Raw genomic sequence first — 13,635 nt, 5'->3', positions numbered from 1 at the left:
TCCTTCGGAGAGGGGCGGGGGTGAGGCTTCTTAAAACAGGGCTGCACAACTGGAAACGCCGAGGGCTGTGAGGGCGGCAACAATGGCTTGGACAATGGCGTGGAGGATGGTTACCCAGGTAGATTTTTTCTTGGTTTCGGACATGGTGAGAATTAAAAATTAAAAGTTAAAAATTAATAGTTGGGGGATTAGGGGTGAAGGTTTAGGGCTGAGTGTTGAGGGTTTAGGGTTGAGAGTTTAGGGGAGTCTATGTATTGGCTTAACTTCTCTAACTTCTTAACTACTTAAATAATTTAGGGTTTATGGTTAGGAGTTCTTATTAAACTCTTTCTACTTTCATCTCCCCTCCTTGCTCCCCTCTCTTTGGGAGAGGGGTTGGGGGTGAGGCTTCTCTTAGCCTAACGGATCTTCGGCTCCACCGCCACCGTCGGAACCGGTGCCTGTGTCATCGGGATCTTCGTCTACTGTACCACCATCGGCCGAGTTGACTTGCTTGATGACGTTACCGTCCTTGTCGTAACAGGTGATGTTGATGGAAGTATCCTTCAGTTCCTGCTTGATTGCACTGCTGGGGGTGAAGATGACACGGCGGGAGGTGATGAGCGAGGTGCTGACCTCTTCTACTTTTTCCACGGAGTTGGCACGGACGCCGAAACGCATGGTGCCCAGACCAGGGATGGGAACGGAATGGCCTTCGGTGGCCCAACTCTTGATGACGTCGCCAATGGCTTCCCACGTGGCATTGATGGTGCCTTTGGAAATGCCGGACCGCAGGGCGGCCTCACTGATGACTTTGTCTTCTTTCAGCGTACTGTAAATGTCCGCTAACATGATAAACCGATACTGTCCTGCAGAAGGACCTACTGCCAGTTTCATCTGGCGTGCTTTGACTTTGATACCCATGAGGAAAATTAAAATTAATGGTTAATGATTAATGGTTAATGGTTTAGGGTTTATGGTTTAGAGTTTAGGGTTGAGGGTTGAGGGTTTAGAGTAGTCTATGTATTGGCTTAACTCCTTAACTTATCAACTCATCACCTTGTCACCTTGTTAACTCGTCAACTTGTCAACTCGTTAACTTGTCGCAAAGATACGGCAGGGGAAAAGGGGAGTTATGGGTTTCTGAAGGTTTCTGAAGGTTACGGCTCTCCCAGGTGATGAATGATCAGTGATACCTGGCGGGCGGTGAGCAACTTCTGCGAGCGGTGATAGTCGGTTTGTGACAGATCTTTCATGAGGGGAGGACAATTGTGGATCCAGCGCATCAGCCGGTTGGTTCCGATGCTGGTGGGAGACTCAGGAAAATAAAGACGGGCCAGTTCGCCTTTTTTCATGGTGACGGGGCGGAAGAAAGAGGACATGTTGGGAATTAATAATTAAAAATTAATAGTGAAAAATTAAAAGTTGAGGGTTTATGGTTGAGCGTTTAACGCTTTCGGCTACAGATGATGTAAACTGAAAGGACAGAATGAAGCAATATCTTTATTCGACCTATTTTTTAGTCTGCCTTCATCCGCCTGATCCGTGGCATCCGTGTATCCTTGCCTTAGGTTGGCTGCTGATTTTTTCCCAGTTAGGAAAAAATTATTCCCTAACTAGGCCGTATTTTTTTCCTAACTAGGAAAAAAAACGGGGGCTTGGGAGGGGTGGAATCAGCTGTTCGAGGGGGCAGAAACTTGCAAACTTGCAAAACTTGCAGCCGCCTCACCCACACACGTGCGCATGCGCGTAGCAAACTCGTATTCGCCACGCTGAGTTTTCTGCAATATGCCTTTTTCGGTCATCCGTTTCAGCTTTGAGTCGATGGTATTGCGGGCTATCCCATACCGTTGCCCTTCTTCAAGAACACTCTGGCGACTGAACCGATGGGGCAGACGATCGAAAAAGGCATCCACGGACAAAGTACTTTGGCGCACAGTCTCGGTGGCAGGCAGCAGCGAGAGGACGTAGCAGGCGTGTTGGTACAAAGGCTCGGCGAGGGAAAGAACTGCTTGAAAATCCGTTTCGGTGACACTCAGGCGAAACAGAGGAATCACTCCGTCGCGTATGTTTTCGGACGGTATGCGCGGGTCGGGCGAAAGGCCGGGACAAGCGATGAGCTGGCGAGTGAGGTCGTTGTAGACCGTTTCCTTTCTGCTATCGCCGGAGGGAAGCAGCGTAGCAAGCGACCGGAGCAGGGCTATGACACTCAGCATACGGCAAAGGTTGATGGCGATACGGGTGACGGTGCTCTTCATGGGATCACCATGAATGGCTCCGGCACGGACGAAAAGACGGGCCAGATGCTGGTTGAACGCCTGTTTCTGCTCGGTAGACAACTCCAGACGGATGTTGCTTACGTTGGCAGCAAGACTGTCGAGCAACTGTTTCCAGTCTTCTCCCCACTGCGTGAAGATCCGGTCGTAATCGGCATCGGAAAGGTTGAACTGGTCGGCCCATTCATCGATGGGAGGCATGCAATAAAATACCTGGCGGGAGAACAGACCGTTCTCGGCTGAAGGAATAAGCGGACGCACCTGTGCCGGGGTACCGCTAAGCAAAACACTGAGGTAAGACTGTTTGCACTCACGGTACTCGTGATTGGTACGGCGGTTATAGGCCAGACGCTCGTGGTCGAAACTTTTGCGAAGCGTGTCGCTCCAATGTCCGTATTCGCTGCCAATGGCGGTACTGACGGTGTCGGCTTCGGCCTCGCAGATCAGTCCTGCCCCGTCGGCATCCATCAGGTTTTCAAGCATACCGGTACCGGAGTTGTCACCGGTGATAAGAAACATTTTCATGCGGGGCTGTTCAGGTTCGGGTTGGTTTGTTTTCTCTTTGCCCATTGCATCCCGGCGCATTTTTTCCTGCCGGTAGTCTTGCAACTTCCGGTTGTAGGCATCGAGCAGGGAATCGTGAATAGGTTCGGCCAGCCGGCGTACCCAGGTCAGGGCTCCTTTTCCCGAAGCCGGGGGAGCCACCACAAAAGTCTGGAGGCAGGGATATTTTTTCTTACGTCCATACGTAAAACTGATCAGCTTGTTGAGGGTGGCTCCGATGACGGTGACGGCTCCCAACAGCAAAATATCGCGTTGGGCGGGTGAATCGCCACAATCTATGATCTGTTGCAGGAAAGGAGGCCAGTTGTAATCGGAAAAACAGGGAAGGGGTGGCACCTGCGTTTCGTCGTCTGTCGCTTGCGTTTCGTCACTTGCGCTTTGGGGCTCGCAGCCTGTTGATTTTCGCTCCTCGCGCGTGCGCGTGTGTGGGTGAGGGGGCTGCAAGTTTTGCAAGTTTGCAAGTTTTCGGTCCAGTCGGATGCCTGTCCGTTCGGCCAGGTGGAACACGGTGCCGAGTGAATTGGCACCGGATCCTTGCTGCAAGGCGTGGTCGTAAAGTTTGTCTGCTTCCTCCGACTTGTATTTCTCGGAGATGCGGCATAGGCGGTGAAAAGAGGAACGTCCTTCTTCGCCACAACTGTTGGCAATGGCAAATGCCATCGGCATGTATTCCTGGTAGGTAGGTGCTACGTTGGCACCGGATTTTTCAACAGCGTCTACCAAACGCTGTAATGATTCGATGTTGTCCATATTGTTTTAAGTTTTTGAGTTTTTAAGTTTTTGAGTTTTTGGGTTGGTGAGTTTTTGGGTTGGTGAGTTTTTGAATTAAGCTTCATTATCCATTCTCAGTTTCGCCCCCGCGTCGTGCGCCAGGAAACAGGCTCTTGACATGTCGGAGTTGGCGGTGTCTACTTTCAGACCGTGTTTCCATTCGAGGTAGTCCCAGGCGGTATGCAAGGCTTTGTCGAACGATTCTTTGATGCTTTCGTTCGGACATAACCGATAAGGGACGAACAGTTTGACTCCTTTGGCACCGGGACTGATAAAGGCAAGGTCGGGATGAAGCACGTCATCGGCAAACAACCGGTTGCGCCATTCCTCCGCCTCGGCGGCGGTGTCCAGATGGTCGATGTCGATGACGAACAGTCCGGAAGGAAGTGTCAGACAAAGTTCTTTGCAGTAAGGAAAGATGCCGGCAGGTGTGACATAAGGCAGTAATTGCTGCTTCTTTTTCCGGAAGAGTTGTCCGTCGGCCAGTGTGGCGCGTACTTCGTTTGTCAGTTGCTCCAGTTGTTTGTCGGACGTGAGATAAGTGTGAAGTCCGGTCAGGTTGCATACCCCCGCCGGCACTTTGTTGGTGACGGGGGCATGGAAAAAACTCATAATGCTTTCTTTCATGGTATATGCGTTTTAGTGAGAATTGGGCGCGAATATATGTCAATTTAGGAGAGTGAAAATGCTCATTGAGAACCGTTGAGATTTTATTGAATGTCTGTTGAGACTTATTGAGTGCATATTTTGAATTGAGAATGTTCCTTTGTACTGGCATATCGGACGAATCGAATCGAAACAGAACTATTTTGTATGTGTTCTCAGTGTATTGAAACAAGATTTTGTTTGAGGTGTATCAAAATAAAGAGTGGATAACATTTTGCTATTATTTTGTTGGTTGTTGAATGTAGTAATTCAAATATTAGACTGTTTAAATTTGGAGTATTTTAGATTAAAATGACAAAATGAAAGTTTTGTTTGTTCCCTTATATATCACAGAACAAAATTTTGTATGCAAAAAAATAAATAAACCTTTTACATCACAAGAAATGGATGATAAAACAAGAATCGTTATTAATATCAACGGTGGGACGAATACGATAGTGCCTTCAGCGACTTCTATTGTGCAGAATTTTTATGGAGAACAGCAGGCCGATTCTATTGTTCAGAAAAAAGAGATTGTCAATACAAAGGAGACAATGACCCGGCAGGAGCAGGAGCTGTATCGGTATGTGCATGATGTGGAGAAGTTACACTTCTATGTGAAGCAGATTGGCAATTGCAACTCGGCACATGAATTGGCCGATGTGGTAAAGCTGATGCTCGAAGATGGACAGGTGCGCAAGGAAATTGTGGTAAAAGCTGCCTTCATTCAGCGGCTTCTTCCTTTTGCTACCAACCTGACATCAGGGGGGAAAGTGGATAATGTGCGGTTGCAGATTAATAATATGCTGGCGGCAAGGAGGAAGAAGGAGAAGATGGAGATGATGGTGAAGAAAGGGGGGCAGTAGACTGATAGTATGCAATATTGATACTTATAACAAATTTGATTATGGGATTTGAAAAACATGCAGTTGGTCGTGTGCTTATTCGGACAAAAATAAGACGGGCTTTGTGGAACTGTGTCTCTTTCTTTTTGTTTCGGCCTTTTGTAACAAAGTTTTTTCGTGTTTGGCGTGTTGCATTATTAAAAATATTTGGGGCAAAATTAGCATGGGATGCTGAAGTTTATTCCTCGGTAAAGATATGGGCACCTTGGAAATTGCAAATGGGGCATCGGGCGTGTTTAGGTCCGAATGTGATTTGCTATAATCAGGATTGGGTAATATTGGAAGATGACGTAGTGGTCTCACAATATGCTTATCTCTGTACAGCTTCTCATGAGGTAGATAAACTGAATACGGCGAATGATTCTTTGATAACAGCACCTATCCGGATAAGAAATAAGGCCTGGATTGGAACGAAAGCTTTTATCGGGTTGGGTGTTTGTATAGGAACAGCTGCTGTGGTAGGAGCTACCGCTTCGGTATATAAAAATGTAGATGATTATCATGTGGTAGGAGGAAATCCTGCCAAGACGTTGAAAATAAGAAATCTGAAATGAGTAACAATTCAATAGCAGCCATCATTCTTACCAAGAATGAAGAGAAACATCTGGAAAGATGTATCCGGTCGTTGAAGGGAGTCTGTGACGAGATAATTGTAATCGATTCTTTCAGTACGGATCGTACGTGCGAAATGGCTGAACAGATGGGGGCGAAGGTTTACAGAAATCCTTGGAAAAACTATGCAACGCAATTTAATTACGGGGTATACCAGTGTCCGATACAATCGGAATGGATTTGGCGGATAGATGCCGATGAGTTTTTGGAAGGGAATATCGGACTGGCTGTGAAAGATGCGGTGAGTCGATGTAATGCGGATGTGAATGGTGTATATGTGCGGAAAAGAATTGACTTTATGGGCAGGCCATTGTTACATGGTGGTTGGTATCCGTCTTATCATCTGAAGGTATTTCGGAAGGGGCATGGAGACTGTGAAAACCGCTGGATGGATGAACATATTCGCATTTTTGATGGAACGACTATCACTGTCAAAGAGGGGAATCAGGTAGATGCTAATCTGAATGATTTGACTTGGTGGACAGAAAAGCATAACGGATATGCGACCCGGGAAATGGTGGATATGCTGATGATGGAATACGGTATGGATGCTAAAGCGGAAGAGGTCATTCCAAAGTTTTTCGGAACGGAAGAACAACGGAAACGTTGGCTGAAAATAAAATACGTCAAGGCTCCTTTGTTTGTCCGACCGTTTATCAATTTCTTCTTGCGTTATGTACTGAAAGCCGGATTCTTGGATGGGAAAGAAGGTTTTATTTGGCACATTCTGCAGGGATTCTGGTACCGGATGTTGGTGGATGCCAAGATATATGAAATCAAGAAACGCTTCGGCCACGACGCTGAAAAAATCAAGGCGTATTTGAAGGAGAATTATTTGAATTTATGAAAGTTTCTATTATCACTTCCTGTTTCAATCGGGAAGCGACCATCGCACATGCCATTGAAAGCGTACTGGCACAGGATTTTCCGGACATTGAATACATTGTGGTGGATGGAGACAGCCGGGACCGTTCGTTACAGGTAATTGAACGGTACAGCGATCGCATTACCCGGATTATCTCGGAGCCTGACAGCGGGATGTACGAGGGTATCAACAAAGGAATACGGGTGGCGACGGGCGATATCGTGGGGCTGCTGCATTCGGATGATTTCCTTTATGCTACGGACATCATCAGCCGGATTGTAAAACGGTTTGAAGAAACCGGTGCGGACTTTGTGTATGGAAACGGGCTGTTTGTTGATGCAAACGACACGAACCGGGTGGTGCGTAACTGGATAGGGGGAAGCTACAGTAAATGGAAAGTGCGGCACGGATGGTTGCCGCTGCATCCTACCTGCTACATCCGCAAGACTTGTATGGACCGATTGGGGCTGTATGACGAAAGTTACCGGATTGCAGCGGATTCGGATCTGCTGTTCCGCTATCTGTATGAAGCGGATCTGAAAGTGGAATACCTGAACGAATATATTGTAAGGATGCGGATGGGAGGACTAAGCACGGACAGCAAGCGGAGGAAACAGATGTGGGAGGAGGATGTGCGGATGTACCGGAGTCATGGAATGCCTGCTGTATGGACCAAACTGCAAAAGATGGCATGGAAGGTGCCGCAGTTTGTGAATCTGGGGTCTCTGTGATGAGAAAACACAGATTAACACAGATTTACGCAGAATAAATAAGTCTACCTTAAAAAGTACACTTTTTGTCTTAGCGTATAACATAGTTATCATTCTGTCATCCTTCACTTTGTTCAGGATGACAGAGCAAAGTAATAGTAACTATAAAGAGACTCATAGGAAACAGACTTTTTAAAGTGGACTCATTATCTTAAGTATCGGCTTAACTCCTTAACTTCTTAACTCCTTAATTACCAGAAAAATATTAAATCCGAAACTTAAGTATGGAAACTCTTTTCTTTTATTTCCTGCGTAGAGGATTGTGGGAAACGGAAGAAGAATATAAGGGTAGTAAGGCTATCGGGCCGGAGGATTGGAAAAGACTGTTTGCGATGGCGCATGAGCAGGCAGTGACCGGATGGCTGATAGACGGCGTGGGCCGGACGGCCATGCGCCCGGATAGAAGTGTGTGGGAACGGTGGTTGTTTCATCTGCTTTATCTGGAACAGATGAACAGGCTTGCAGAGCGTTGTGGACAGCAGTGGCTGGAAAGACTGGAGAAAGCCGGCATGCCTGCTTTTGTGTTCAAGGGGACATCGGTGGCTTTGTGGTATCAGCAGCCGTTGCATCGCAGTCCGGGGGATGTGGATGTGGTATTGAAGGATGGCTGGAGTCGGCTGAAACCTATGCTGGCGGAAGCCGGTATTGCATTTCGGGATGAAAACGGAGACATCGTGGTGCAGGAGAATGAACGGGTACCGGTAGAACTGCATGCCCGGTGGGAGTATGTATACAACCCGGTGGTGAATGCCCGCCTGCAACATTTGTGCAAAGAAGTAGACGAAACGGACCGGGAACTGTATCTGGTCTGCCTGATGCTGCACATACGCAGGCATTTTCTGACGTACGGCATCGGGCTGAAACAGGTATGCGATGTGGCGGTGATGTTGCGGTATGCTGAACTGGACGGGAAGAAAGTAGCGATTTTGCTGAAACGGCTGCATGTGGAAAGATTCGGCCGGATTCTGTTTGGATTTATCGAGAACTATATAGGAGGAACAGAGGCTTATCCCTTGAAACCGGTCAGACGGGGAAAAGGGGCTGAGCTGTTTAGGAACGTCGTGCTGAGAGATGGCTATCGCCTGAAAATGGAACGGGAGGAGAAAGCCCGGAATATGCGTTTCAGGATAGGCCGCATTGTGGGAAATACCTGGTTCTGGGTACGGCGCGGGTGGACGCTGCTGGGTATTATGCCCGGTGAAGTGATGAGCTTTCTGGTGTACAAGGCGGGAAAGCGGATTTTTAGGCACGGATGACACGGATTTTCACAGATTGGATTTTTAAGTTTCGTAAGTGCGAATTGAAACCTAACAACCTTCCAGAAGGAGGGGAGTCAGATACCACTTCAGGAATGAAGAACAAAAAAATGAAGAATGAGGACTATACTTCTATGTGAAAAATCAAAAGATTTTTTGAGCGAGGCTAATGAAGAATTTCTACGACTCATTCTCCATTCTCAATTCTCAATTCTCAATTATCTATTAAATCAATTAATATGTATGTAGAACGTATGGGAAAAACGGTAGACTATTTTTCTTGTGGATCACCATTGGACTGTCTCGGAAACCGGTTGCTGAAACGGGCGTTCGATTTTGTCTGTTCGCTGGTGTTCCTTTGTACTTTGTTTCCGGTGTTGGTCATAATTGTTGCCATTATGACGGAGTCGACGATGCCCGGAAGACTTTTCTTTGTACAGAAACGGACGGGATGGAGGGGAAGGACATTCCGATGTATAAAGTTTCGTACGATGAGGGCCAGTGCCGATGCGGATACCCGGCAGGCTACCCGGACGGATGCGCGGATTACGAAATGGGGACACATTATGCGGAAAACCAATCTGGACGAGATGCCGCAATTCCTGAATGTGCTGATGGGAGACATGAGCATTGTAGGACCGCGGCCACACATGGTGAAGCATACGGAGGAATATTCGAGGCAGATAGATGAATACATGGTGCGGCATTGCATAAAACCGGGCATTACGGGATGGAGCCAAGTAAACGGTTTCCGGGGAGAAACACCCAGGCTGGCCGATATGAAAAACCGGGTGAAGTATGACATCTGGTATATCAAGAATTGGAGATTTACGCTGGATTTGTACATCATTTGGAAAACAGTAGAGAGTTGTTTCTTTACGGATGCGAAGGCGTATTGATTTGATTAGTTGGTTAGTTGGTGAGTTGATAAGTTGATGAGTTGGAGAGTTAGTGAGTTGAAAGGGGAGATGTTTTACCACAGATTTCTCAGATTATTCCGGATTGAATCATTGTACTAATCTGTAGATGAGGATGTGCTGAAACTTAGTTATGTTATCTGGCTCCCCTCCTTCTGGAAGGAGGGGTGCCCAACGGGCGGGGTGGTAGGTTTTACGACACTCTGTATATTAATACTTTATGCTTTCACCTACCACCTCCCCCTTCGGGTACTCCTCCTTCCAGAAGGAGGAGAGTCTCGGATACTTACCCTCCCCACACTGCATCTTGAATTTAATCTGTGTTGTAATCCGTGGTGAACATTGAAATATAACCTCTGTGGGACTCTGTGTCCTCTGTGGTGAAAAAACTTTTAATTGAAAATATTTTTTTGAACATTAATTATAAACAGAAATGAGAAAATTTGTATGGAGTATGCTGGTGTTGCTGTCCGTAGGATGGGGCAGTGCATCGGCGCAAGAGATCGTCAGCAGTGACACAACGGTATGTGAAGTCAATCAGACTCCGCAACCGACGGATGATCATTACCGGATTGTGACCAATCGTTTTTGGGACAACTGGTTTATTTTGGCAAATATAGGTGAGCATGCTTTCGTGGGTGACTATGGCAGCGTAGGAAAGTTCTCGGGGTTATTATCGCCGGACTTTAATGTGGGAATCGGTAAATGGTTTACACCGGGTATCGGTGCCAAGTTACAGTTCGGTATCGGTAATTCGAAAGGCTACAGTAAAGAAGATACTCATTACACGTATGGTGACTGGTTGACCAATGGAGACGGGATACCTTACCTGAAGTCGAAAAACAAATGGTGGGATCTGAATGTGAGTGCCATGTTTAATCTGTCACGTTTGTTTTGCGGTTACGAAGGAAAGATATCAGACAAGCTGATGAACCAGTTCATTGCGTCGGTTGGTATTGGTGGATTGCATCATAGGGCCATCAAAGCTCAGCGTAACGAATGGAGTGGGCATTTTGAGTTGCAATACAGCCGCTTCTTTGATAAGGAAAAGAAGTTTTCATTGGATTTGAAAGCGCGTGCCATGTTGTATCAGACCAATTTCGATGGTATTACTTTGAAAAGTACGGGAGAAAACAGTGTGTGGTTTGATGCCAATTTAGGATTCAGTGTGGGCTTTACTTATTACTTCAAAAAACGTCATTGGGACAGATGTATGCCGTGTGAGAACCCTATTTACATCAACAACGTGATAGCCGCACCGGCCACCATTGTCAACGAGTGTCCGGAATACGGAGTACTGGAATTCTATGTGTTTTTCCCGAACAACTATTCAGGACGTAACGATGCGCCGACCATGGTGGATGCGCCGGTGAACGCCATCGATTACCTGGCTTCGGGTATCTTTACCCAAACCAAGTTTGACAATACGGATGCAGTGGCTCAGCGTCTGGCATCGGGAGCCAGTCTGTCGGGACTGAAGACTTCGGACATACCGACCCAGAAAGCAGGGGAAGCACCGGAGATTGCAGGGGTGACGCGCGGATATGAAATGTCGCTGTCGCCGATCTCACTGAGTATGGACGCTGAAAGTATGAACCGTTTCAAGGAACAGACCGGTTACTACTATGCACCGATGTACTGTCAGGGAAATACATGGCACTATCGTGTTGATACGGAAACTGCCATGCAGAAACTGATCAGTGAAGATAACTATAAAGAGGGACAGTCGTTCGGGCTGAATGCACACAGCGGACTGGGCATTGTAGAACAGAACATGCGCCCCGGAGCCGACTCGAAGCTGGTCAGCTTTGCGGATATATATGCGGCTGTAGAGAATAACAAAGGAAATGTGGCACTGGCCAGTGACTCGGCTACGGTGGGCAGACTGAACGAGATTTTTGAAAAGGGACGTCTGCTGTATGTGGTGGCTGAAGGTCTGGCAACCAGCCAGGACAACTACATTGGCGAAAATGCTGAGGAGATTGGTCTGGAACGTAATAAGAAACTGGCTTACAACCGTGCCTTTACGGTAGTGAACTGGTTGAAGACAAATCCGAAATTCAAGAATATGCCTGGAAATGCCTTCCTGGTAAATGCGCTGGTGAACCCGGTTGTGGAACTGAACGATGAAAGTGTTCAGGGATTGAACGCCAAGGTAAAGCGTAGTGTAAAGGTAAGGATATTCTATGCAATTGACTAATGAACTTTAAGTTTCGCAAGTGCTCAACTTATTAGTTGACAAGGCTTCAGTTTACAAGTCTACTAGGCTGGAACTCCCTGTTTGATAAAGTGCCGCTTGAAACGGCTCGTTACAAACGCCTTGTCAACTCGTCAACTTGTTGCTTGTCAACTGCAACTTGAGCTTGCGAAAGTTGAGTTATAAAATGAGCGTGCGAAAGTTGAGTTATAAAAAAGTCACCGTGAGGTGATTCGGGAGCCTGCTTTGAGCTTAGCGAAGCCGGGGCAGGCGTTACTTATCTATCGAGATAAGTGATTGTTTGTTTTGTTTGTCAAGCCATGTCGCTTTTTAGCGGCATGGCTTGTTTTCGTTTTGCAAAAAGAGGATGAAGAAGTTTTTTGATAATGAAATTTTGATGGCAGAGATTGCCGGATGGTTGCGGGAAGGAAAAACGGTGACCATACCGGTGAAAGGGAACAGTATGAAACCGTTTTTGACGGACGGACGGGACAAGGTTACGCTGTGTGGCTGCCGGGCTGAAGAACTGTCGCTGGGAGACGTGGTGCTGGCTGGTGTGAACGACGGCGGAAGTACCGTGCTTCACCGGGTTGTAGAACGGCGGGGAACCCGTTTGCTGTTGCAGGGAGATGCCAATGAGACAACGGAAGAGACCGGACTGCAGGAGGTGTTGGGAAAGGCGGTTGCCATGGAACGCAAAGGGCGGACGTATGAAGTGGATGGAAAGGTTTGGCGCTGGTATTCGGCCGTCTGGATGAAGGTGTTGGCTGGCAGACGTTACCGGCAGAAGGTTCGCGGTATGTTGGCTTATTTGAGGCAGGCACTGGGCGGGCATGGCAGGAGTGTAGGGCTGAGCTGCCTGACAGGGGTGCTGTCGGTGGGGCTTTCGCTATTGTTCATCTATTTTTCCAAACAGGCTATTGACGCGGCTACGGAGGGGAGGGCAGAGGAACTTCCGCTTTGGGCTGGTGTGTTGGTCGTGAACATGCTGCTGCAACTGGCGTGCAATGCATGGGACAACTGGGTGGCTGTGCGGGCACAGGTCGGGACGGGAAACGGATTGAGATACCGGATTTTCGGTCACCTGTTGCGGAGCCGCTGGAAGGAACTGGAACGTTTCCATACCGGAGACGTGATGAACAGGGTAGCAGGAGATACGGCAACTCTGACGAGTTTGCTGACGATGACTTTGCCGGCCTTTGTGATTCTGGGCATACAGCTGCTGGCGGCTTTTGCTTTCTTTTACTGGTTGGATGCGCGGCTGGTTTGGCTGGTGGTAGGGATTCTGCCTTTTTTCCTGCTGGGAAGCCGGCTGTACATGAAGCGTATGTACGGCTATGCAAACCGGATCAGGAGGACGGACAGCCGGATACAGGCGGTGATTCAGGAAAGTCTGCAGCAGCGGAATGTGGTACGGGCTTTGGAAATAGGCAGGAAACGGCTTCATAGACTGGAGGGGGAACAGGAGAGTTTGCGGATGCGCCTGCTGAAGCGTACCCGTTTCTCGATATGGACTCGTGCCTGTGTGTCGGGGGCTTTCTCAGGTGGCTATCTGGTGGCATTCTGTTGGGGAGTATGGGGACTGAGTGACGGCAGCATCACATTCGGTACGATGGCGGCTTTTCTGCAACTGGTGGGGAAGATACAGCAGCCTGTATGGGACATGGCTCGGCTGATTCCTTCGCTGGTGGAGGGGATGGCATCGGTTCGCCGGTTGAGGGAGCTGGAGAGTTTGCCGGAAGAGGAAGCGGGAACTTCTCTGCGACTGGCAGAGACGCCGGATGTGGACGTGGAAGGGATAGACTTTGCGTATGTTCCGGGGGACCGACCGGTGTTCCACAACTTTTCGTGCCGTTTCCCGGCCGGGAGCCGTACGGC

General features: G+C 48.0%; 12 protein-coding genes and 1 pseudogene. 8 read left to right on the top strand and 5 right to left on the bottom strand.

Going from position 1 to position 13,635, the window contains the following annotated elements:
• Positions 1-30 precede the first annotated feature (30 nt).
• The 5 genes from QVP67_RS10290 to QVP67_RS10270 form a co-directional block, all read right to left on the bottom strand.
• Positions 31-144 (bottom strand): smalltalk protein, encoded by a 114-nt coding sequence (locus QVP67_RS10290; protein WP_022163480.1) that lies wholly within the window; start codon positions 142-144, stop codon positions 31-33.
• A 249-nt stretch (positions 145-393) separates the two neighbouring features.
• Positions 394-903: a hypothetical protein gene (locus QVP67_RS10285; RefSeq protein WP_022163479.1), complete on the bottom strand. Its 510-nt coding sequence runs from the start codon at positions 901-903 to the stop codon at positions 394-396.
• Positions 904-1,139: 236 nt separating this feature from the next.
• Positions 1,140-1,361, bottom strand: coding sequence for a DUF4248 domain-containing protein (locus tag QVP67_RS10280; protein ID WP_022163478.1), 222 nt, complete (start codon positions 1,359-1,361; stop codon positions 1,140-1,142).
• Positions 1,362-1,652: 291 nt separating this feature from the next.
• Positions 1,653-3,569: a DUF3987 domain-containing protein gene (locus QVP67_RS10275; protein WP_022163477.1), complete on the bottom strand. Its 1,917-nt coding sequence runs from the start codon at positions 3,567-3,569 to the stop codon at positions 1,653-1,655.
• Positions 3,570-3,644: 75 nt separating this feature from the next.
• On the bottom strand, positions 3,645-4,217 hold the full coding sequence (locus QVP67_RS10270) for a BT4734/BF3469 family protein (protein WP_022163476.1): 573 nt from the start codon (positions 4,215-4,217) through the stop codon (positions 3,645-3,647).
• A 422-nt stretch (positions 4,218-4,639) separates the two neighbouring features.
• Here QVP67_RS10270 and QVP67_RS10265 point away from each other — a divergent pair, with 422 nt between their 5' ends.
• The 8 genes and pseudogenes from QVP67_RS10265 to QVP67_RS10230 form a co-directional block, all read left to right on the top strand.
• Positions 4,640-5,101 (top strand): hypothetical protein, encoded by a 462-nt coding sequence (locus QVP67_RS10265; RefSeq protein ID WP_288180110.1) that lies wholly within the window; start codon positions 4,640-4,642, stop codon positions 5,099-5,101.
• 41 nt (positions 5,102-5,142) lie between these two features.
• Positions 5,143-5,694: an acetyltransferase (Isoleucine patch superfamily) gene (locus QVP67_RS10260; RefSeq protein WP_022163474.1), complete on the top strand. Its 552-nt coding sequence runs from the start codon at positions 5,143-5,145 to the stop codon at positions 5,692-5,694.
• Positions 5,691-6,599, top strand: coding sequence for a glycosyltransferase family 2 protein (locus QVP67_RS10255; protein ID WP_022163473.1), 909 nt, complete (start codon positions 5,691-5,693; stop codon positions 6,597-6,599). Before QVP67_RS10260 ends, QVP67_RS10255 begins: the two co-directional genes overlap by 4 nt.
• Positions 6,596-7,348, top strand: a complete 753-nt coding sequence (locus QVP67_RS10250; protein WP_022163472.1) for a glycosyltransferase family 2 protein — start codon at positions 6,596-6,598, stop codon at positions 7,346-7,348. Before QVP67_RS10255 ends, QVP67_RS10250 begins: the two co-directional genes overlap by 4 nt.
• A 263-nt stretch (positions 7,349-7,611) precedes the next feature.
• Positions 7,612-8,643, top strand: a complete 1,032-nt coding sequence (locus QVP67_RS10245; protein ID WP_022163471.1) for a nucleotidyltransferase family protein — start codon at positions 7,612-7,614, stop codon at positions 8,641-8,643.
• A gap of 290 nt (positions 8,644-8,933) precedes the next feature.
• Positions 8,934-9,542: pseudogene (locus QVP67_RS10240) on the top strand (sugar transferase); the annotation flags it as partial.
• 451 nt (positions 9,543-9,993) lie between these two features.
• A complete protein-coding gene (locus QVP67_RS10235) occupies positions 9,994-11,760 on the top strand; it encodes a hypothetical protein (protein ID WP_022163468.1) in 1,767 nt (588 codons plus the stop codon).
• 364 nt (positions 11,761-12,124) lie between these two features.
• Positions 12,125-13,635: ABC transporter transmembrane domain-containing protein (locus QVP67_RS10230; RefSeq protein ID WP_288180109.1), on the top strand; the 1,511-nt coding region annotated here is incomplete at its 3' end.

This window comes from Bacteroides sp. CAG:633 (assembly GCF_000435115.1).
Classification (GTDB): domain Bacteria; phylum Bacteroidota; class Bacteroidia; order Bacteroidales; family Bacteroidaceae; genus Bacteroides; species Bacteroides ndongoniae.
This window is presented reverse-complemented; position numbering and strand designations above follow the sequence as displayed.